Annotated in this window: 16 protein-coding genes; 7 read left to right on the top strand and 9 right to left on the bottom strand. The window is 66.0% G+C overall.

The genetic code is table 11. From position 1 onward, the window contains the following. Positions 1-1,768: non-homologous end-joining DNA ligase (ligD, locus tag AC1KVE_RS20330; RefSeq protein WP_481093106.1), on the bottom strand; the 1,768-nt coding region annotated here is incomplete at its 3' end. Between the two features lie 9 nt (positions 1,769-1,777). Further along, complete coding sequence (ku, locus tag AC1KVE_RS20325) at positions 1,778-2,737, bottom strand: non-homologous end joining protein Ku (RefSeq protein WP_481093010.1); 960 nt, start codon at positions 2,735-2,737, stop codon at positions 1,778-1,780. Between the two features lie 154 nt (positions 2,738-2,891). Here ku and AC1KVE_RS20320 point away from each other — a divergent pair, with 154 nt between their 5' ends. Continuing rightward, positions 2,892-3,071 (top strand): hypothetical protein, encoded by a 180-nt coding sequence (locus tag AC1KVE_RS20320; protein ID WP_039509619.1) that lies wholly within the window; start codon positions 2,892-2,894, stop codon positions 3,069-3,071. A 49-nt stretch (positions 3,072-3,120) separates the two neighbouring features. Here AC1KVE_RS20320 and AC1KVE_RS20315 read toward each other — a convergent pair whose 3' ends face one another. The 6 genes from AC1KVE_RS20315 to AC1KVE_RS20290 form a co-directional block, all read right to left on the bottom strand. Next, positions 3,121-3,516, bottom strand: a complete 396-nt coding sequence (locus AC1KVE_RS20315; protein WP_481093009.1) for a DUF779 domain-containing protein — start codon at positions 3,514-3,516, stop codon at positions 3,121-3,123. Positions 3,517-3,537: 21 nt separating this feature from the next. Beyond that, positions 3,538-4,566 carry an alcohol dehydrogenase AdhP gene (adhP, locus tag AC1KVE_RS20310; protein WP_481093008.1) on the bottom strand — a complete coding sequence of 343 codons (1,029 nt, stop codon included), beginning with the start codon at positions 4,564-4,566 and terminating at the stop codon, positions 3,538-3,540. A 168-nt stretch (positions 4,567-4,734) separates the two neighbouring features. After that, the gene (gene adh, locus AC1KVE_RS20305) at positions 4,735-6,264 is read right to left on the bottom strand and encodes an aldehyde dehydrogenase (protein ID WP_102580204.1); all 1,530 of its coding nucleotides are present in this window, start codon (positions 6,262-6,264) and stop codon (positions 4,735-4,737) included. A 223-nt stretch (positions 6,265-6,487) separates the two neighbouring features. Next, positions 6,488-6,868, bottom strand: coding sequence for a cupin domain-containing protein (locus tag AC1KVE_RS20300; protein WP_481093007.1), 381 nt, complete (start codon positions 6,866-6,868; stop codon positions 6,488-6,490). A gap of 125 nt (positions 6,869-6,993) precedes the next feature. Further along, positions 6,994-7,293, bottom strand: a complete 300-nt coding sequence (locus AC1KVE_RS20295; protein ID WP_102255271.1) for a hypothetical protein — start codon at positions 7,291-7,293, stop codon at positions 6,994-6,996. 273 nt (positions 7,294-7,566) lie between these two features. Beyond that, entirely contained in the window at positions 7,567-9,705 is a 2,139-nt protein-coding gene (locus AC1KVE_RS20290) for a TonB-dependent receptor family protein (protein WP_481093105.1), read from the bottom strand. Between the two features lie 157 nt (positions 9,706-9,862). Between AC1KVE_RS20290 and AC1KVE_RS20285 the strand changes: the two genes are divergently transcribed. Both AC1KVE_RS20285 and AC1KVE_RS20280 read left to right on the top strand, forming a co-directional pair. After that, positions 9,863-11,065 (top strand): amino acid aminotransferase, encoded by a 1,203-nt coding sequence (locus AC1KVE_RS20285; protein ID WP_024940473.1) that lies wholly within the window; start codon positions 9,863-9,865, stop codon positions 11,063-11,065. Between the two features lie 262 nt (positions 11,066-11,327). Continuing rightward, positions 11,328-12,344 carry a class 1 fructose-bisphosphatase gene (locus AC1KVE_RS20280; protein WP_024940474.1) on the top strand — a complete coding sequence of 339 codons (1,017 nt, stop codon included), beginning with the start codon at positions 11,328-11,330 and terminating at the stop codon, positions 12,342-12,344. Between the two features lie 143 nt (positions 12,345-12,487). Here the strand turns inward: AC1KVE_RS20280 and AC1KVE_RS20275 are convergent, their stop codons facing one another. Continuing rightward, positions 12,488-13,129: a TetR/AcrR family transcriptional regulator gene (locus AC1KVE_RS20275; RefSeq protein ID WP_481092987.1), complete on the bottom strand. Its 642-nt coding sequence runs from the start codon at positions 13,127-13,129 to the stop codon at positions 12,488-12,490. Positions 13,130-13,307: 178 nt separating this feature from the next. On the opposite strand from AC1KVE_RS20275, the gene AC1KVE_RS20270 reads away from it, so the two are divergent. The 4 genes from AC1KVE_RS20270 to AC1KVE_RS20255 all read left to right on the top strand — a co-directional run bounded on the left by AC1KVE_RS20270 (position 13,308) and on the right by AC1KVE_RS20255 (position 19,384). Continuing rightward, positions 13,308-14,222 carry an NmrA family NAD(P)-binding protein gene (locus AC1KVE_RS20270; protein ID WP_481092988.1) on the top strand — a complete coding sequence of 305 codons (915 nt, stop codon included), beginning with the start codon at positions 13,308-13,310 and terminating at the stop codon, positions 14,220-14,222. A 1-nt stretch (position 14,223) separates the two neighbouring features. Further along, on the top strand, positions 14,224-15,378 hold the full coding sequence (locus AC1KVE_RS20265; RefSeq protein ID WP_481092989.1) for an epoxide hydrolase family protein: 1,155 nt from the start codon (positions 14,224-14,226) through the stop codon (positions 15,376-15,378). Between the two features lie 195 nt (positions 15,379-15,573). Further along, positions 15,574-17,202 (top strand): TldD/PmbA family protein, encoded by a 1,629-nt coding sequence (locus AC1KVE_RS20260; protein WP_481092990.1) that lies wholly within the window; start codon positions 15,574-15,576, stop codon positions 17,200-17,202. A gap of 547 nt (positions 17,203-17,749) precedes the next feature. Then, positions 17,750-19,384, top strand: a complete 1,635-nt coding sequence (locus AC1KVE_RS20255) for a TldD/PmbA family protein (protein WP_024940479.1) — start codon at positions 17,750-17,752, stop codon at positions 19,382-19,384. Positions 19,385-19,387: the final 3 nt, after the last annotated feature.

Raw genomic sequence — 19,387 nt, 5'->3', positions numbered from 1 at the left:
CGCGCTTGCTGGCGGTGCTGGTGGAGGCGTCGACCGTCGTTTTGGAGGTTTTCTTCGTTGCCACCTTGCGCGCAGGCGCGGCGGTCGCTGTCGCAGCACTGCCTTTACCTGCAGCACGCGCCTTGGCCGGCGCGGCGCGGTCGCCGCCCAACTCGCTCATGGGTTTGTCCTCGCGCAGACGCTTGAATGCGGCCTGCCGCAGCAGGCCTTCCTTCGCCCAGCCGCGGAAGGCGACCTCGGCGATCAAGACCGGCCGTACCCAATGCACATCGCGTGGCCGCCCCGGGATGTGCGTCGGCAATTCCAGCGTGGCGGTGTCGCTGTGCAGCGCCTGCAACAGCGCGGTGATCTTGCCGAGCAAGGCATCGTCGAAGCCGGTGCCCACGCGCCCGACATAACGCAGCGTCTTGCCCTCACGTTGCGCCATCAGCAAGGCACCGAAGCCGCTGCGCGCGCCCTTTGGGTCGGTGTAGCCCACCACCACGAACTCGTCGCTGTCTGCGTGCTTGGTCTTGACCCAATCGGCACTGCGCCCTTCGCGATACCGCGCATCGGCGAGCTTGCTGACGATGCCTTCCCAGCCGGTGCCGGCGCTGGCCGCAAAGACCTCCGGGCCGTGGCCGATCACATGGTCGCTAAACGCCAGCGTGCCCGGCACATCGCCCAGCACGTCGTGCAGCAACTGCTTGCGTTGCAACAGCGGGGTGTCGCGCAGATCCACTCCGGCCACGCCGAGCAGGTCGAACACGATGTAGCGCAGCGGCTGCGTGACGCTGCCATCGAGCGCGCGTTGCAATGCCGAGAAATCGCTGCGCCCCTGCGCATCCAGCACCACCAGCTCGCCATCCAGGCGCGCATCGCGCACCGGCAGGGCCTGCACTGCGCGCACCACGTCCGGGAAGCGCTGTGTCCAGGCCTGGTCGTTGCGCGAGCGCAGCTGCACCTGGCCATCGACCATGTCGGCCAGCAGGCGGTAGCCGTCCCACTTGATCTCGTGCAACCAGCGCTCGCCATCCGGCGCCTGCTCGCGCAGCAAGGTCAGTTGCGCGCGCAGCTCGGTTGGGCATGGCGCATCGCGCGCACCGTCCAGCGCCAGGGCGCGGGTACGCCATTGCCGGGCGTCCGCACGCGCCGGGCGCGCGCGTTTGCCGGCTGCAGTTGTCCCGGCGCTCGCCGTTGCTGCCGGCGCACGCCGCGCCCGGCTAGCCTTGGCACGGGTTGCCGGCGCCACTGCAGCCGATGCGCCAGCGGCCTGCTGCGCCACCAGCGCATCGGCATCCAGATCGGCCGCGTACGCATCGCTGCGCTTGAACAGCAGCCATTGCGGTTTGCCGCCGCGCATCTGCGTGCGCACCAATGCAAAACCGCCGCGCAGCAGCGTGCCCTGCAGTTCGAATTCCAGCTTGCCGGCTTCCAGTGCCGCCAACGCATCGCCTTCGCACTGCCAATGCCCGTGGTCGAACACATCCACATGCCCGGCGCCGTAATGGCCCTGCGGAATATCGCCCTGGAAGCTGGCATACGACAGCGGGTGGTCCTCCACCTGAACCGCCAGGCGCTTTTCGCCCACGCGCAACGATGGGCCCTTCGGCACGGCCCAACTCTTGAGCACGCCGTCGGCTTCCAGCCGGAAGTCGTAATGGCGCGAGCTGGCGTGGTGCAACTGCACGACGAAGATCGGCTGCTTGCTGGCGCGCGCCGGCGTGTCGCCGGCCGGTTCCGGGGTCTGGTCGAAGCGGCGCTTGGCGTTGTAATCGTGCAATGACATGAGCGGGGCCTAGCCGGCCTTGCGGCGCGGCGCCGCCTTGCTGGCGTTGGCTTTGGTGGCCTTGGTGGCCTTGGCCGCGGTCTTCTTGGTGGCCTTCTTGGCCACTTTCTTGATGGCGGTCTTTTTGGCCGACCCCGTTGCCGGCGCGCTACTCTTCTTGGCCGGCGTGCGCGTATTGGCCTGCAGGCTCTTCTGCAGCAGCGACATGAAGTCGACCACATTGGTGCTGGCGTCTTCGTGCTGCGGTGGCTCGACATCCACGGTGGTGGTGCCGCCCTTGGCCTGGATGCGCTTGCGCAGGATCTGCTCGAGCTTGCCGCGGAACTCGTCGTGGTAATCCTCCGGCTGCCAGGTGCCGGACATCGACTCGATCAGCTGCTTGGCCATCTCCTGTTCCTTGGGCGTGATGCGGTACTCGCCCACCGCGCCGGCCGGCAGCTTGAAGTCCTGCGGGTCCACCACTTCCTGCTGGTAGCGCAGCAGCAGCAGGATCAATGCATCGCCCTGCGGCATCACCGCGGCCAGGTATTCGCGCGTGCGGATGACCACCTTGGCAATGCCCACCTTGCCGGTGTCGCGCAGCGTCTCGCGCAGCAGCACATAGCCTTTTTCGGCCTTCTTGCCCGGCACCAGGATGTAGGGCTTTTCGAAGTAACGCGGGTCGATATCGGCGGCATCGACAAAGGTTTCCACCTCCACCGTCTCGTGGCTTTCCGGCGAGGCCGAACGGATGTCCTGTTCCTCGACGATGACATAGCTGCCCTTGTCGTACTCGAACGCCTTGACGATCTCCTTCCACGGCACCTCATCGCCGGTGTCGGCGTTGACGCGCTCGAAGCGGATCGGCTTCTTGTCGCGCGAATCGAGCATGCGGAAATGCAGATCCACCTTGCGCTCGCCCGACATCAACGACACCGGCACATTGAGCAAGCCGAACGAGAGCGTTCCGGTCCAGATCGGTCGTGCCATCGGCGTGTGACTCCGGGTGTTGTATGAGTTGACCCATAGCTGTAGCGCGGCCACCGTGATCCATGCGTGAGCCGTGCGTCTGCAGCAGCCACTGCGCCCCCTTCACCCGGCGCGCGGTGAACTGCGCATCCATCCCCATGACCAGGAGCACCGCATGTCCCGCGACCCACTGCGCGACCAACCGACCCAGCCGGGCGAACAGCACGGCAAGCGCGATGCCGAACACTATGAAGACCGCGGTGCCGGCGATGCGCCCGACACGTTGGTTCCCGCCAATGGCGACACCCCGGCCAAGAAGCCCGGCACCGCGCCGTCGACCGTGGCAGACCGCTGAAACCAGCCGGCTGATTCCCCGCCCGGCAGCACCGCCAGGCGGGCCAGGGTTACGCCCGGCCTGCCCGCTGCAGCTGGGCGAACTCCTCGTCGGCAAACAGGCGCGAGCGCACCAGAAAGCGCACGCCCTCGCCGTTTTCCAGCGAGAACATGCCACCGCGCCCCGGCACCACATCGATGATCAGCTGGGTGTGCTTCCAGTATTCGAACTGCGCGGGGCTGATGTAGAACGGCGCGCCGCCGATCTCGCCCAGCAGCACGTCGCGGTCGCCGACGATGAAGTCGCCCACCGGGAAACACATCGGCGATGAGCCATCGCAGCAGCCGCCGGATTGATGGAACAGCACATCGCCGTGGCGTGCGCGCAGCGTGTCGATCAACTGCAACGCCGCCAGCGTGGCCATCACCTGCAAGGGCGGGTCTGTCTGCGTGGTGGTGCCCTGCATCGTCTGCCTCCTGCGGCGCGGTCAGGCCGCCATGTCGAGCACGATACGCCCCTCGATCGTTCCGGCGTGCATGCGCGCGAACACCTCGTTGATGTTGTCCAGGGTGTCAGTGGCCACGGTCGCCGCGACCTTGCCCTGCTCGGCGAAGGCCAGCGACTCCTGCAGGTCCAGCCGGGTGCCGACGATCGAGCCGCGCACGGTCACGCCATTGAGCACCATGCCGAAGATGTCCAGCGGGAACTGGCCCGGTGGCAGGCCGTTGAGCGACACCGTGCCGCCGCGGCGCACCATGCCGATCGCCTGCTCGAAGGCCTTGGGCGATACCGCGGTAACCAACGCGCCGTGTGCGCCGCCGATTTCCTTCTTGAGGTAGGCCACCGGATCGGTGGTGCGCGCATTGACCGTCACCGTGGCGCCCAGGCGCCTGGCCAGTGCCAGCTTGGCGTCGTCCACATCCACGGCGGCCACGTTCATTCCCATCGCCTTGGCATATTGCACTGCCATGTGGCCGAGCCCGCCGATGCCGGAAATCACCACCCACTGGCCCGGCTTGGTATCGGTGACCTTCAGGCCCTTGTAGACGGTGACGCCCGCGCACAGGATCGGCGCGACCTCGACGAAGCCGATGTCCTTGGGCAGATGCCCGACGTAATCGGCATTGGCCAGCGCGTACTGCGCGAAGCCGCCATTGACCGAGTAGCCGCTGTTCTGCTGCGCCTCGCACAGGGTTTCCCAGCCGCCCAGGCAGTGCTCGCAATGCCCGCAGGCCGAATACAGCCAGGGAATACCCACCCGGTCGCCTTCCTTGACGTGACGCACACCCGCACCCACCGCCACCACATAGCCCACGCCCTCATGGCCGGGGATGAACGGAGGATTCGGCTTGACCGGCCAGTCCCCCTGCGCGGCGTGCAGATCGGTGTGGCAGACCCCGCAGGCCTGGATTTTGACCAGCAGATCGCCGGCCTGGGGCCGCGGCACCTGCACTTCCTCGATCACCAGTGGTGCGCCGAACTGGCGCACCACTGCGGCTTTCATTGTCGTGTCCATGCTGCACTCCGCACTGATAGTGCGGCCCACCCTAGGCGCCTTGAGGACGCCGTGCCTTGATCGAGGTCAATTCGCGCGTGCGCGGTTCATGAACAGCCGGTGCAGCGGCCCGGCGTTCCTGTGCCCGATCCATCACGCATTGCAGTCGAGCAGTAGCAGGCCTACGCATCAGAAAAACCCTAGCGCCTTCGGCGAATAGCTCACCAACAGGTTCTTGGTCTGCTGGTAATGGTCGAGCATCATCTTGTGATTCTCGCGGCCGATGCCCGACTGCTTGTAGCCGCCGAACGCGGCATGCGCCGGATAGGCGTGGTAGCAGTTGGTCCACACGCGCCCGGCCTGGATCGCGCGGCCCATGCGGTACAGGCGCGACGCATCGCGGCTCCACACACCGGCACCCAGGCCGTACAACGTGTCGTTGGCGATCGCCAGCGCCTCGGCCTCGTCCTTGAAGGTGGTCACCGACACCACCGGCCCGAAGATCTCTTCCTGGAACACGCGCATCTTGTTGTGGCCCTTGAACACCGTCGGCTTGACGTAGAAGCCCTCGGCCAGCTCGCCATCGAGTGTGTTGCGTTCGCCGCCGATCAACACCTGCGCGCCCTCCTGCTTGCCGATGTCGATATAGGACAGGATCTTTTCCAGCTGCTCGCTGGAGGCCTGCGCGCCGACCATGGTGTTGGGATCGAGCGGGTTGCCCTGCTTGATCGCGGCCACGCGTGCCAGCGCCTTTTCCATGAACCTGTCGTAGATCGATTCCTGGATCAGCGCGCGCGAGGGGCAGGTGCACACCTCGCCCTGGTTGAAGGCGAACAGCACGAAGCCTTCCACCGCCTTGTCGAGAAAATCGTCGTCTTCGGCCATGACATCGGCAAAGAAGATGTTGGGCGACTTGCCGCCCAGCTCCAGCGTCACCGGGATCAAGTTCTGGCTGGCGTATTGCATGATCAGCCGGCCGGTGGTGGTTTCGCCGGTGAAGGCGATCTTGGCGATACGCGGGTTGCTGGCCAGCGGCTTGCCGGCCTCGAGCCCGAAGCCGTTGACCACGTTGAGCACGCCCGGCGGCAACAGGTCGCCGATCACCTCCATCAACACCAGGATCGAGGCCGGGGTCTGCTCGGCCGGCTTCATCACCACGCAGTTGCCGGCGGCCAGCGCCGGTGCCAGCTTCCAGCACGCCATCAGCAGCGGGAAGTTCCACGGAATGATCTGTCCGACCACGCCGAGCGGTTCGTGGAAGTGATAGGCGATGGTGTCGCTGTCGATCTCGGAGATGCCACCTTCCTGCGCGCGGATGGCGCCGGCGAAATAGCGGAAGTGATCCACGCACAGCGGCACATCGGCATTGAGCGTCTCGCGCACCGGCTTGCCGTTGTCCCAGGTCTCGGCATAGGCAAGCAGCTCCAGATTCTGTTCGATGCGGTCGGCGATCCTGAGCAGCACATTGGAGCGCTCGGTGGTGGAAGTCTTGCCCCAGGCATCCTTGGCCGCATGCGCCGCATCCAGTGCGGCTTCGATGTCCTGCGCGTTGGAGCGCGCGATCGAGGTGAACACCTTGCCGTTGATCGGCGTGGTGTTGTCGAAGTACTGGCCGCTGTGCGGCGCCACCCACTGGCCGCCGATGAAGTTGTCATAACGCGGTTTGAAGATGGACTGCGGGTCGGTGTTGAGCGGTTTTGCAGAGGCAAGCGCGTTCATCATGGTCTCCTGCGGAGGTGGTCCGATGCGCACGTGTATACCCGCGCGAGCGCTAGCGCAATGTCATGTCATGCGCTGTTGCGCTGCGTCATTGCAGCGCAGCCGTGTTTCCCCGCGCCGTGGTGGACGTTGCGCTGCAGCGCATCATCCGCGTGCACGCGGCAAGGGCTCCGCAACCAGGCGCCGGATCGGCCGCCGTGCACCAGCACGCATTGCACAACCATCAAATCCAGACGTCGTTGTCTGCGGTGTATGCGCCGCCCGCATCGCCGGTATTGACCACACCGCGCGGCTCGACCAGCAGCACGCTGCATTCGTGCTCCGCCGCCGGGCGGTGTTCGACCCCCTTGGGCACCACGTGCATCTGCCCGGCCGACAGCGCCACCACGCCGTCGCGAAACTCGATGGTCATGTTGCCGTCCAGCACGATGAACACCTCGTCCGTGTCCGCATGCTGATGCCACACGAACGCACCTTGCAGCTTGACCAGTTTGAACTGGTAGTCGTTCATTTCCGCGACGACACGCGGGGACCAGTGCTGCGACAGCAGGGCGAGCTTGTCGCTGAAATCGATCGGGGCGTAGCGCGTCTTCAACGGAAACATCCTTGTGCAGGGAGTGCGCTTGCAAGCTTAGTGCATCGCATCACCGGCAGTCACCGCTGCATCAACGCGGCGCATTGCAGCCGCGCGTGGCGAACAGCGCAAGCGGTTTGCCCGGCGCGATGGGTTCATGCGCGCGCGTTGCGGGCGTCTGACGCGCGCCACGCCCGCACCGCTGCGATGACCTGCGCACCGTGGCTGGCGCTGGCATCACGCGCGGCAAAATCGTGCGGCCGCCATTGCACCTGTGCGGCCAGCCGTGCGCAGGCGGCATGCCCGTCTGCCAGCACGTCGGCCTGCTCTTTTGCGTTCAACGCCAGCAGAAGCGAGAAGCCGGTGGCCGAGATCGTGCAGTTGATGTCCAGCCAGTAGCGATTGTCCGCACGCAGCAGAAACCAGTCTGCGGGGGCGTGATCGATGACGATCATGGTGGGGCCTGGTGTGGTCAGTGGCGTGTCGATGGCAGACCTTGCGTTGGCGGGATGGCTTTGTCGCGCCCGGGGGCGCTCCTACGGGCGGTGCGTGTTGTTGAATGCGCACCGCCTGCGGCCGGATCAGCCGCCGAAATCACGCTGCAGGCCGAGCGTTTGTTGGAGATGCATCGCCGTGGCGACGCGCGCGTTGGCGGGACGGCCTTGTCGCGCCCGGGGGCGCTCCTACGGGCGGTGCGTGTTGTTGAATGCGCGCCGCCTGCGAGTAGCTCAGCCGCCGAAATCCCATTGCAGGCCAACCGTGTAGGTGCGGTCCGGACCGGGTTCGTAATAGCGCCCGTTGCCGTCGTTGACGATCACCGAGCCGATGTAGTGCCGGTCCAGCGCATTGTCGATGCGGGCGAAGGTGCGCACCCCACCCAGCGTGGTGGTCCAGCGCCGGGAGGCTTCCAGGTTGACCAGCGCGTAGCCGGGCGCACGCTCGCTGGCAAGGTCGTTGACCACGGTGGCGTCGGAGGCCACCGTTTCGGCGGCGAACTGCCATTGCGCCGGCTGCCACTGCCAGCGCGCGAACAGCTGCTGGCGCGGCACACCCGGCAGGCGCGCGCCGCTGGCCACCGGCGCGGTGGGCGTGGCGCAGCCGCTGCTGGCGCAGGTGAGGTAGCCATCGCGCACGGTGGCATCGACGAAGGTGTAGGCCAGCTGCAGCTGCTGGGTGGTGCCCACCGGTTGATTCCAGCTCAGCTCCGCGCCCTGGCGGCGGGTGGCGCCGATGTTGCGATAGGTGCTGCGGCCATTGGTGTTGCTGGCCACGGCCAGTTCGTCGTCGGTGTCGGCGCGGAACAGCGCCACTTCCACCGCTGCGCCGCTCTGCGCGCGCCACTTGCTGCCGATCTCATAATTGCGGCTGGTCGCCGCGCCCAGATCCAGCGCCAGGCCGGCGCCGCCATCGCTGCGATAACCCAGCTCGTTGAAGGTGGGCGTTTCGAAACCGCGCCCGACCGAGGCGTAGAAACGCAGGTCTTCGGCGGCACGGAACACGATGCCGGCCACCGGCGTGGTTGCCGAATAATCGCGCCGGCCGCTGTCGTCGGGGTTGCGCCCGAGGATGTAGTGATCGTCCGAGTCGAAGCGCACCTGGCTATGCCGCACGCCCAACAAGGCGGACCAGCGCGCGCTCCACTGCCACCACGCCTGCGCAAACTGGTCCACGTTCTCGACCTGGTCGCGCTGGTTGCGGCGCAGCGCGCCCTTGACGCCGAGCGTGTCGCCGACGAAGTTTTCGTAACCGGTGCGGTGCTGACGCTGGCGATCGACGTTCGCGCCCACGGTCAGCTGCAACGGCCGGCCCAGCGCCTCGCCCTGCCAGGCCCAGCGCGCATCGGCGCCTTCGTAATTGCTGTCCAGATCGATCACCCCGCCCGAATGCAGCGGGTTGCGCTGCACCGCCACCGGGATCGCCAGGAATTGCTCCACGCTGCGCTGCCCGCCGTAGGCCATCAGCCGCAGCGTCTGGCTGTCGAACTGCTGGGTGAAGATGGCGCCGGCCTGCGACTGGCGCACCGACTTGCGGGTGTTGAACTGGGTGGCCACCGCCGTGGCCTGCGCCGGGTCGGCATTGAACTGCGCGCGGGTCAGGCCGAGCGGGTCCTGCGCGTCGGGTGCGTCCAGATAGTTGAGCACCAGGTCCAGCCGGCGCCCCTCGGCCAGATCGAAGCCGAGCTTGGCATTGACCGAATCGCGCTTTGCGCGGCTATGGGCGCGGAAGCCGTCGGTTTCGAAATGATTGGCCGCCAGGTTGTAGTGCACCGCGCCCTGCTGGCCGAGCAATTGCGCGCCCGTGTTGACGGTGGCATTGCTGCCATAGGTGGCGCGCAGCCGCCATGGGTCGCCCGGCGCGCCGTCGGCGCTCCACAGCTGCAGCACGCCGCCGGAGGAGTTGCCGTACAGCGCCGAAAACGGCCCGCGCAGCACTTCCACCCGCTCGGCGCCCAGCACGTTGAAGTGCGAGAGCTGGCCCTGGCCATCGGGCATGCTGGCCGGGATGCCGTCGACCAGCAGGCGCACGCCGCGCACGCCGAAGGTGGAGCGCGCGCCGAAGCCGCGGATCGACAGCTGGGTGTCCTGCGCGTAGTTCTGGCGATCGCGCGCCACCAGGCCGGGGATGCCGTCCAGCAGCTCGGACACCTGCGCGCCGCGGCGGTTGTCGGCATCGGCCGCCACCACGGTGAAGGAGGCCGGCAGGTCGAAGTCGTCCACCCCGCGCACGCGTGCGGCGTCCACCTGCACGGTGGGCAATCGCTGGATCGGTGTGGAGGCGGGCGGCGCCGGATCGGCAGCCAGGACGGGCGGCGCGGCGCTCGTGGCGAACAGGCCGCAGGCGGCGGCCAACAAGGTAAGTCTGGGCATGGGCGTAGTGTCCCTCATCCGTACTGTGGCCGCATCGTTGCGTACGGAACGAAGCATGCTACGCCGGCCATGGGCTGCTACGATGAAGTGGTTTGGCCCAGCCGCGGCCGAGCATCCCGGAAGTCCCTCACTCTTTCGTCCTTCAGCGAGTCATGCCGTGTCCTTCTTTGCAAACGTGGAACAGGTTCCAGGCGACCCCATCCTGGGCCTGACCGAGGCCTACAACGCCGACAGCCGCCCCAACAAGGTCAACCTGGGCGTGGGCATCTATTACGACGAAAACGGGCGCATCCCGCTGTTGCGCGCCGTGCACAAGATCGAGCAGCAGCTCGCGCTGGACGCCAAACCGCGCGGCTACCTGCCCATCGACGGCCTGGCCGCCTACGACAAGGCCACCCAGGAGCTGCTGTTCGGCGCCGAGTCGGCGCTGGTGGCCTCCGGCCGCGTGGCGACCTCGCAGACCGTCGGCGGCAGCGGCGCCTTGCGCGTGGGCGCGGACCTGCTCAAGAAGCTGCTGCCCACCTCCACCATCGCCATCAGCAACCCGAGCTGGGAAAACCATCGCGCAGTGTTCGGCGCGGCCGGCTTCGAGGTCGTGGACTACACCTATTTCGATGCCGCCAGCCATGGGCTGAACTTCGACGGCATGCTCGCCGATCTGGCAAAACTCGAACCGGGCACCGTGGTGCTGCTGCACGCCTGCTGCCACAACCCGACCGGCGCGGACCTGAGCAAGGAGCAGTGGAAGCAGGTTGCCGGGCTGTTGAAGGAACGCAACCTGTTCCCGTTCGTCGACATCGCCTACCAGGGCTTCGACAAGGGCATCGAGGCCGATGCGTATGCGGTGCGCCTGCTCGCTGCCGAAGGCATCGACAGCTACGTGGTCGCCAGCTCGTACTCCAAGTCGTTCTCGCTGTATGGCGAGCGCGTGGGCGCGCTGTCGGTGGTCTCGGCCACTGCGGCCGAAGCCAAGGCCGTGCAGTCGCAGGTCAAGCGCATCATCCGCACGATCTACTCCAGCCCGTCCACGCACGGCGCCGCCCTGGTGGCCGGCGTGCTGACCAGCCCGGAGCTGCGCGATCTGTGGGAGCAGGAGCTGACCGAGATGCGCGAGCGCATCCACGCCCTGCGCGCGGGCCTGGTGGCCAAGCTGGACACATTGGGCGCGCCGGAGTTTGCGTTCATCCAGCGCCAGGCCGGCATGTTCTCGTACTCGGGCCTGACCAGGACCCAGGTGGACCGCCTGCGCGAGGAATTCGCGATCTACGCCGTCGGCACCGGCCGTATCTGCGTGGCCGCGTTGAGCCAGCGCAACCTGGACTACGTGGCACAGGCCGTGGCCACCGTCAGCCGCATGTAAGCGCATCGCGATCGGCCGACGCGGCCGACGCCGGCAAACCGGGAGCGCGCCAGCCTCCCGGTTTTTTTATGCGTGTTCGCCGCTCCTGCGCGCGTGCAGAGCTGCGCCAAGACCGCGTGGTACATGTCTGCAACCCCAGTCTTGGGCACCACATTCGAGCATGTTCGATCAGGTTTGCTGCAAAACGCGCATCCAGTGATCGAAATCTAACGGCGCAATGGCGACAATGGCGGACCACTTCCTACACAGGCTGCCCGCTCCCATGTCGCGTCCCTCGCTGACCCGCTTCCTGATCGAAGAGCAACACGCCGGCCGTATCGACCCGGAATTGCGCCAGCTGATCACCATCGTCTCGCGCGCCTGCAAGCGCATTTCCATCGCCGTGAGCAAGGGCGCCCTGGGCGGCGTGCTCGGCGATGCCGGCACCGGTAACGTGCAGGGCGAGGCGCAGAAGAAGCTCGACGTGCTCAGCAACGACATCCTGCTCGAAGCCAACGCCTGGGGCGGCCACTTGGCCGCGTGCGCGTCGGAAGAAATGGATCACAGCCAGCCGGTGCCCGACCAGTACCCCAGCGGCGATTTCCTGCTGCTGTTCGATCCGCTGGATGGCAGCTCCAACATCGACGTCAACGTCTCGGTGGGCACCATCTTCTCGGTGCTGCGCGCGCCCAAGGGCACCGAGAAGCCCGGCGACGAGCACTTCCTGCAGCCGGGCACCCAGCAGGTTGCCGCCGGCTACTGCATCTACGGCCCCAGCACGATGCTGGTGCTCACGCTCGGCCACGGGACCCACGCCTTCACCCTGGAGCGCGAGGAAGGCAGCTTCCTGCTGACCCAGGCCAACATGCGCGTGCCCGAAGACACCGCCGAATACGCCATCAACATGTCCAACCAGCGCCACTGGGAACCGGCCATGCAGTCCTATGTCAGCGACCTGCTGGCCGGCAAGGACGGCACCCGCGGCAAGGACTTCAACATGCGCTGGATCGCCAGCATGGTCGCCGACGTGCACCGCATCCTCACCCGCGGCGGCATCTTCATCTACCCCTGGGACAAGAAGGACGCATCCAAGCCGGGCAAGCTGCGCCTGATGTACGAAGCCAACCCGATGAGCATGCTGGTGGAACAGGCCGGCGGCGCGGCCACCACCGGGCGCGAGCGCATCCTGGACCTCCAGCCGACGCAGCTGCATCAGCGCGTGCCGGTGTTCTTGGGGTCGAAGAACGAAGTGAACGAGGCCACGCGCTATCACCTTGAGTTTGATAACGCACAAGGCTGATATTTCAGCTCTTTTTAGCGGCCCTACGGGCGCGGCATCCGAGACCTGATTCCGGATGCCGGTTCCATGGAGCCCCATCGCCATGCGTGGGACTGTCGCGTCGTTCCGTTGCGTTGTTCAAGGATTCCTGCAACTCAAGGGTGTCACTGAGGACTTCCGGTCTCCAGCTGACCAGCAGCCTTGAGAAGTGCAAGCGCCCACTCCACACGCGCCGATGCGGTGGCGACCAGGTCGTCCGGGTGCTCGCCCAGCAGCGCGCGCAGTTGATGCGGCGCGAACACCAGGTCGACGAAGTGGCTTGCCAACGCAGATGGATTGGCCGGTTGATCCGGGCCGTCCAGGATCGTCATCTGCACGCGCCGCAGCCCGCCCTCCCAGCCGATGCGGTTGACTTCAGCGGCAAGCGCTGGCGCGCGGATGGAGGTGCCGACGACCAGGCGCATCATGGCCACCGTCTGTGGCTGTAATGCATGCGCAAGTATCCCTTGTCCTGCGTGTCTCAGGCGCCCCTCCAGATCCATGGGGACGCTGGCTGCGGCAGGCAGCGGCTGGGTGTCGACATCGCGACGGACCACCGCCTCGAAGATGGCGTCTTTGTTGGCGTAGCGCGCGTAAAGGCTTGCCTTGCCCGCGCCTGCCAGCCGCGCGATGTCCTCGCACGAGGTGTGCTCGAACCCGCGTTCCAGGAAGAGTTGCAGTGCCGCATCAAGTAAGCGCCGTTCGACATCGCCCGCCTTATCGAGTGGCGGCCGTCCGCCTTTTGATTTTTGCTTGACCGCTTTCATGCACGAAAACTTACACGCCGCTTGCATTGCCATCAACTGAACGTTATCGTTCAGTTATTCGCTGTGTGGTCTGCCAAGCCGGCGAATGGCCTGGGTGCTGCGTGACAGACAGCCTGCATCTTCTGTTGCAGTTCCCGTTGCCGTCGTTGGCGCAAAAGACCCAAGCGAGAGGCAAGTCATGACGTCAGATGTGAGATCCCCAATCGTTGTTGCAGGCGCCACCGGCGACCTGGGTTGCCGCATCGCCTTTGCCCTGCAGGACCAGGGCGCCGCGGTGGTTGCGCTTGTTCGGCAAGGCGCAGGCAAGGACCGTATTGCGGCCCTGCAACGCAGGAACATCACGATCCGCTACGTCGAGATGGAAGACGCCAACTCGTTGCGTGAAGCGGTCGGGAATGCGGCATGCGTCGTTTCCGCGCTCAACGGCCTGGAAGACGTCATGCTGGGTCAACAGGGAAAGCTGTTGCATGCAGCGGTCAGCGCCGGCGTGCCTCGCTTCATCCCGTCTGATTTCTCGCTGGACTATACGAAGACACGGCCGGGCGACAATCGAAACCTGGATTTCCGGCGCCGATTCAGAGACCAACTGGATGCCGCGCCGATCGCGGCCACCTCGGTTCTGTGCGGCGGTTTTCTTGAGCTTCTTGAGGGCAGTGCGCGCCTCGTGGTGCCGGGCCGTCGCGTCATGCATTTTGGCGACGCCAACCAGCAGCTCGATTTCACCGCCAAAGATGACGTCGCCAGCTACACGGCGGCAGCCGCGCTGGATCCCACGGCCCCACGGGACCTGCGCATTGCCGGCAACAGCATTTCGCCCAACGACATCGCGCAACTGCTCACCCAACTCACCGGGCAGCGCTATCGCACGCTCAGGCCGGGCGGGCTCGGGACGATGTCGGCAATCATCAGTGCGGTGCGTGCACTCACGCCCGCAAGCGATGACCCCTTCCCTCCCTGGCAGGGCATGCAATACCTGCGCGACATGATGAGCGGGCGCGGCAAACTGGTCCCACTGGATAACGATCGCTACGGTGCGCGCGCCTGGCAAACAGCCCGCCACACACTGGCCAATACGTATGTACGGGAGTCTTGAGATGCGCGATGGCATTGCAGCGTTCCACATCCAGGTTGCACAGGCGGAGCTGGATGACCTCGCACACCGGCTTAGGCAAACGCGGTGGCCAAGTAGGGAAACCGTGGAGGACCACAGCCAGGGCCCGCAGAGCGAGCGCATCCGGCGCCTGGTGGACCGCTGGCAGTCTGGCTACGACTGGCGTGCGACCGAGCGGTTATTGAACGGCTGGAACAGCAGTCGCACCACGATCGATGGACTGGAGATCCAGTTCCTGCATGTCCGCTCGCCGGAGCCAGACGCGCTTCCGTTGCTGCTGACGCATGGGTGGCCCGGATCGGTGCTCGAATTCCGCGAGGTGATCGGCCCCTTGAGCGACCCGGTGGCCCATGGCGGGCAGGCGTCGGACGCGTTTCATCTCATCATCCCATCCCTGCCTGGCTTTGGTTTCTCTGCAAAGCCAACCGCCCGTGGCTGGGGCGTCGGGCGCACGGCTGCCACATGGGTCGAACTGATGCGCCGTCTGGGGTATGGCAAGCGTTGGGCCGCACAGGGCGGCGATTGGGGCAGTGCGATCACCACCGCGCTTGGATTCATGCAGCCACCCGGCTTGCGGGGTCTCCATCTGAACATGGTGATGTTCGAACCCAGCACGCAGGACATCGCCGAAGCCACACCGGCCGAGCAGAAGATGCTGGAAGACGCCCAGCGCTACTACGCGGAATTTTCCGGCTACATGAAGCTGCAAAGCACACGGCCGCAGTCGGTGGGCTTCAGTTTGGCTGACTCCCCGGTGGGCCTGGCTGCATGGATCTATGCACTCTTTCAGGACGTCTCACAAAGCGACGGCGAACCGGAGAACGTGTTCGCCCTGGACCACCTCATCGATGACATCATGCTGTACTGGCTCCCGAACGCAGGGCCCAGCTCTGCACGCCTGTATTGGGAAGCCGCGCATGAGGCGATGGCGGAGATGCCTTCGCATCCAATGCCCACACCCACCGGCATCAGCATGTTTCCCGGCGAGCAGGTGCGCATTTCCCGGCGCTGGGCAGAGCGACGCTTTGCCGACCTCCGCTTTTTCGGCGAAGCGGAGCGGGGCGGACATTTTGCGGCAATGGAGAATCCGCCGGTGTTTGTCGATCATCTGCGAACGACCTTTCGGTCTCTGCGGTAACGGCGGCCGAGCCTGGCATGCCGGCACGGCCTTCGCGCCACGGCCCTGCCGACGCTGCCGATGTCTCCGCTTTGCAGCTGGAGTTGCCTGACGCCAGGCCGGCACTGCCCCCTTGACCGCCGTCGCCTGCACGGGCCAGTCTCGGGGGCTGGCGCGGCGGGGAGTCGTGCCGCTGGCCTTCAACGGAGAACCGCCGTGGACCGTCGTACCTTCCTCACCCTGTCCGGCATTGGTGCTGCCGGGCTGCTGCTGCCGAACACGCGCCTGATCGCGGCCGAGCAGTTGCTCACACCCAACGATGCCGCGCGCAGCCGTCGCTTGTCCGATACCGCGCTCAGCACCGCCAAGGCGGCCGGTGCCAGTTATTGCGATGTGCGCGTGGGCCGTTATCTGCGCCAGTTCGTGATCACCCGCGAGGCGCAGGTGGAGAACGTGGTCAACGCCGAATCCAGCGGCGTGGGCGTGCGCGTGCTGGCCGATGGCGCGTGGGGGTTTGCGGCCACCAACACGCTCACCAGCGATGGCGTGGCCACCGCCACCCGCCAGGCGGTGGCGATCGCCAAGGCCAACGCGCGGCTGGGCGGCTCGCCGGTGCAGCTGGCGCCAGTGACGGCGGCCGGGCAGGTGCGCTGGCGCACGCCGATCAAGAAGAATGCGATGGAAGTGCCGCTGCAGGACAAGGTGGCGCTGCTGATGGACGTCAATGCAGCCGCGCTCAACGCCGGCGCCACCTTCGTGGCCTCGCGCATGTTTGCGATCAACGAGCAGAAGTACTTCGCCAGCAGTGATGGCTCCTATATCGATCAGGATGTGCACCGGCTGTGGCTGCCCCTCACCGTGACTGCGGTGGACAAGGCCAGCGGCAAGTTCCGCACCCGCGACGGGCTGTCTTCGCCGATGGGCATGGGCTACGAATACCTGGACGGCGATGCCAGCCAGAAGCACCGGTTGCCTGGCGGACTCATCGGCTACGGCCACAGTTATGACGCGCGCGAGGATGCGATCGCCGCCGCCAAACAGGCACGCGCCAAACTCACCGCACCGTCGGTGAAGGCCGGCAAATACGATCTGGTGATCGACCCGAGCAACCTGTTCCTCACCATCCACGAGTCGGTGGGCCACCCGCTCGAGCTCGATCGCGTGCTCGGCTACGAGGCCAATTACGCCGGCACCAGTTTTGCCACGCTGGACAAGCGCGATGCCGGTTTCCGCTGGGGCAGCGATGCGGTGACCTTCGTCGCCGACCGCACCCAGCCCGGCAGCCTGGGCGCAGTGGGGTACGACGATGAAGGCGTCAAGGGCAAGCAGTGGGAGCTGGTGAAGGACGGCATCCTGGTCGATTACCAATGCACGCGCGATCAGGCGCATCTGCTCGGCAAGACCGCATCCGATGGCTGCAGCTATGCCGACTCGTGGTCCAGCGTGCAGTTCCAGCGCATGCCCAATGTCTCGCTGGCGGCAGGCAAGACGCCGCTGGCTGTTGCCGACATGATCAAGAACGTCGAGCGCGGCTTGTACATCCACGGGCGTGGCTCGTATTCGATCGATCAGCAGCGCTACAACGCGCAGTTCGGCGGGCAATTGTTCTACGAAATCGAGAACGGCCAGGTCACGCGCCTAGTGGAAGACGGCGCCTACCAGATCCGCACGCCGGAATTCTGGAATGCCTGCAGCGCGGTCTGCGATCAACGCGATTTCCGCCTGGGCGGCTCGTTCTTCGATGGCAAGGGCCAACCCAGCCAGGTATCAGCGGTCTCGCACGGGTCGTCCACGGCACGCTTCGATGGCATCAACGTGATCAACACCGCGCGCGCCTTGGGTTGAGAGAAACTGGTCGGTCGCGGGCGCGATGCCCTCACCAAACAGTTGATTGGTTGCCTTGTTTAAAACCACGCACACCGACCATCTCGACAGGTCCTTGTCCGCCCACCGTCGCGGGACCTTACGCGGCATGGATGCCGCGTAAGAGCCTACAGGGACGTACTTGCGGCGTGTCCCGCGATGGTGGGCGGGCAAGGGCCCTGCAACCAAGCCGCAGACCAAACGCTTTCAGCCAGCCCCCATGAAGCAAACACCGCCCCCGACGACCTGCGGATCGCACATGTACGATCGCAGACAAACCACGCATGCCTGACATCCAGACCTCTCGACGCGCGGCCACATCCATCGCAGCCGGTCAGCAGCGCTCGCCACACGCGCAGGCCTGCTGCGCTACTCGCTTCGTGCGGGTATCGCGTTTGCGCACGGACCCCTGCCGAAAGTCATTTGACGCAGCGTTCATCGCCCGGCAAGAATCGGCGATACCGCGCAGATAGCGATCTGTGCGTCACCACACTACCTGCGCGCCGCGCGGGATCATTGGGGAGTTGCCGTGCAGCGACGTGATTTCCTGGCCCTGACCGGGCTGACCATGGGCGGCCTGATCGTGCCCGCCTACTTCGGCAAGGCGATCGCCGCCGAGCAGTTGGTGACGCAGCTGGATGTGGGCCGCAAGAAGCGCCTGGCCGATGCCGGCCTCAACGCCGCGCGCCAGGCCGGTGCGAGCTATTGCGATGTGCGCATCGGCCGTTATCTGCGCCAGTTCGTCATCACCCGCGAGGACAAGGTGCAGAACGTGGTCAACACCGAATCCATTGGTGCGGGCGTGCGCGTCCTGGTGGCTGGCGCCTGGGGATTTGCCGCCACCAACGAGCTCACCGAACAGGGTGTGGCCAAGGCCGCCTCGCAGGCCGCCGCGATCGCCAAGGCCAATGCCAAGGTGCAGGGCACGCCGGTGCAGCTGGCGCCCACGCCGGGCGTGGGCGAGGTCAGCTGGAAGACGCCGATCAAGAAAAACGCGATGGAAGTGCCGATCAAGGACAAGGTGGACCTGCTGCTGGGTGTCAACGCTGCCGCCACCGCTGCCGGCGCCAACTTCGTCAATTCGATGCTGTTCGTGGTCAACGAGCAGAAGTACTTTGCCAGCACCGACGGCTCGTATATCGACCAGGACGTGCACCGCATCTGGGCGCCGCTGAGCGTGACCGCCATCGACAAGGCCAGCGGCAAGTTCCGCACCCGCGACGGCTTGTCCGCGCCGATGGGCCTGGGCTACGAATATCTGGATGGCGCCGCCTCGGGCAAGTTCGTCTCGCCCAATGGCGTGGTGAATTACGGCCTGTCCTACGACATGAAGGAGGACGCGATTGCCGCGGCCAAGCAAGCGCAGGAAAAGCTCAAGGCGCCGTCGGTGAAGCCGGGCAAGTACGATCTGGTGCTGGACCCCTCGCACACCTGGCTCACCATCCACGAGTCGGTCGGCCACCCGCTGGAGCTGGATCGCGTGCTCGGCTACGAGGCCAATTTCGCCGGCACCAGTTTCGCCACGCTGGACAAGCTCAAGGCCGGTTTCCAGTACGGCAGCGACAAGGTGCATATCCTGGCCGACAAGACCCAGCCCGGCAGCCTGGGCGCGGTGGGCTACGACGATGAAGGCGTCAAGACCAAGCAGTGGGACCTGATCCGCGACGGCAAGCTGGTGGACTACCAGGCCATCCGCGACCAGGCGCATATCCTCGGCAAGACCGCCTCCGACGGGTGCTGCTACGCCGACTCGTGGTCGAGCGTGCAGTTCCAGCGCATGGCCAATGTGTCGCTGGCCGCCGGCAAGACACCGTTGAGCGTGAGCGATCTGATCAAGAACGTGGAAAACGGCATCTACATCATCGGCGACGGCTCGTTCTCCATCGACCAGCAGCGCTACAACGCGCAGTTCGGCGGCCAGCTGTTCTACGAGATCAAGAACGGCGCGATCACCCGCATGCTCGAGGACGTGGCCTACCAGATCCGCACGCCGGAATTCTGGAACGCCTGCAGCGCGGTGGCCGATCAACGCGACTACCGCCTGGGCGGCTCGTTCTTCGACGGCAAGGGCCAGCCGAGCCAGTCCTCGGCGGTCTCGCATGGCTCGTCCACCGCCCGTTTCGACGGCATCAACGTCATCAACACCGCCCGCTCGCTCGGCTGACAG

The sequence above is a fragment of the Xanthomonas sp. NCPPB 2864 genome (genome assembly GCF_056675615.1).
This window is presented reverse-complemented; position numbering and strand designations above follow the sequence as displayed.

What these genes read in the sequence shown, in the direction of transcription:
- ku (WP_481093010.1), bottom strand. Translation starts at nt 2,737, where the DNA reads ATGGCACGACCGATCTGGACCGGAACGCTCTCGTTCGGCTTGCTCAAT.
- AC1KVE_RS20320 (WP_039509619.1), top strand. Translation starts at nt 2,892, where the DNA reads ATGTCCCGCGACCCACTGCGCGACCAACCGACCCAGCCGGGCGAACAG.
- AC1KVE_RS20315 (WP_481093009.1), bottom strand. Translation starts at nt 3,516, where the DNA reads ATGCAGGGCACCACCACGCAGACAGACCCGCCCTTGCAGGTGATGGCC.
- adhP (WP_481093008.1), bottom strand. Translation starts at nt 4,566, where the DNA reads ATGGACACGACAATGAAAGCCGCAGTGGTGCGCCAGTTCGGCGCACCA.
- adh (WP_102580204.1), bottom strand. Translation starts at nt 6,264, where the DNA reads ATGAACGCGCTTGCCTCTGCAAAACCGCTCAACACCGACCCGCAGTCC.
- AC1KVE_RS20300 (WP_481093007.1), bottom strand. Translation starts at nt 6,868, where the DNA reads ATGTTTCCGTTGAAGACGCGCTACGCCCCGATCGATTTCAGCGACAAG.
- AC1KVE_RS20295 (WP_102255271.1), bottom strand. Translation starts at nt 7,293, where the DNA reads ATGATCGTCATCGATCACGCCCCCGCAGACTGGTTTCTGCTGCGTGCG.
- AC1KVE_RS20290 (WP_481093105.1), bottom strand. Translation starts at nt 9,705, where the DNA reads ATGCCCAGACTTACCTTGTTGGCCGCCGCCTGCGGCCTGTTCGCCACG.
- AC1KVE_RS20280 (WP_024940474.1), top strand. Translation starts at nt 11,328, where the DNA reads ATGTCGCGTCCCTCGCTGACCCGCTTCCTGATCGAAGAGCAACACGCC.
- AC1KVE_RS20275 (WP_481092987.1), bottom strand. Translation starts at nt 13,129, where the DNA reads ATGAAAGCGGTCAAGCAAAAATCAAAAGGCGGACGGCCGCCACTCGAT.
- AC1KVE_RS20270 (WP_481092988.1), top strand. Translation starts at nt 13,308, where the DNA reads ATGACGTCAGATGTGAGATCCCCAATCGTTGTTGCAGGCGCCACCGGC.
- AC1KVE_RS20265 (WP_481092989.1), top strand. Translation starts at nt 14,224, where the DNA reads ATGCGCGATGGCATTGCAGCGTTCCACATCCAGGTTGCACAGGCGGAG.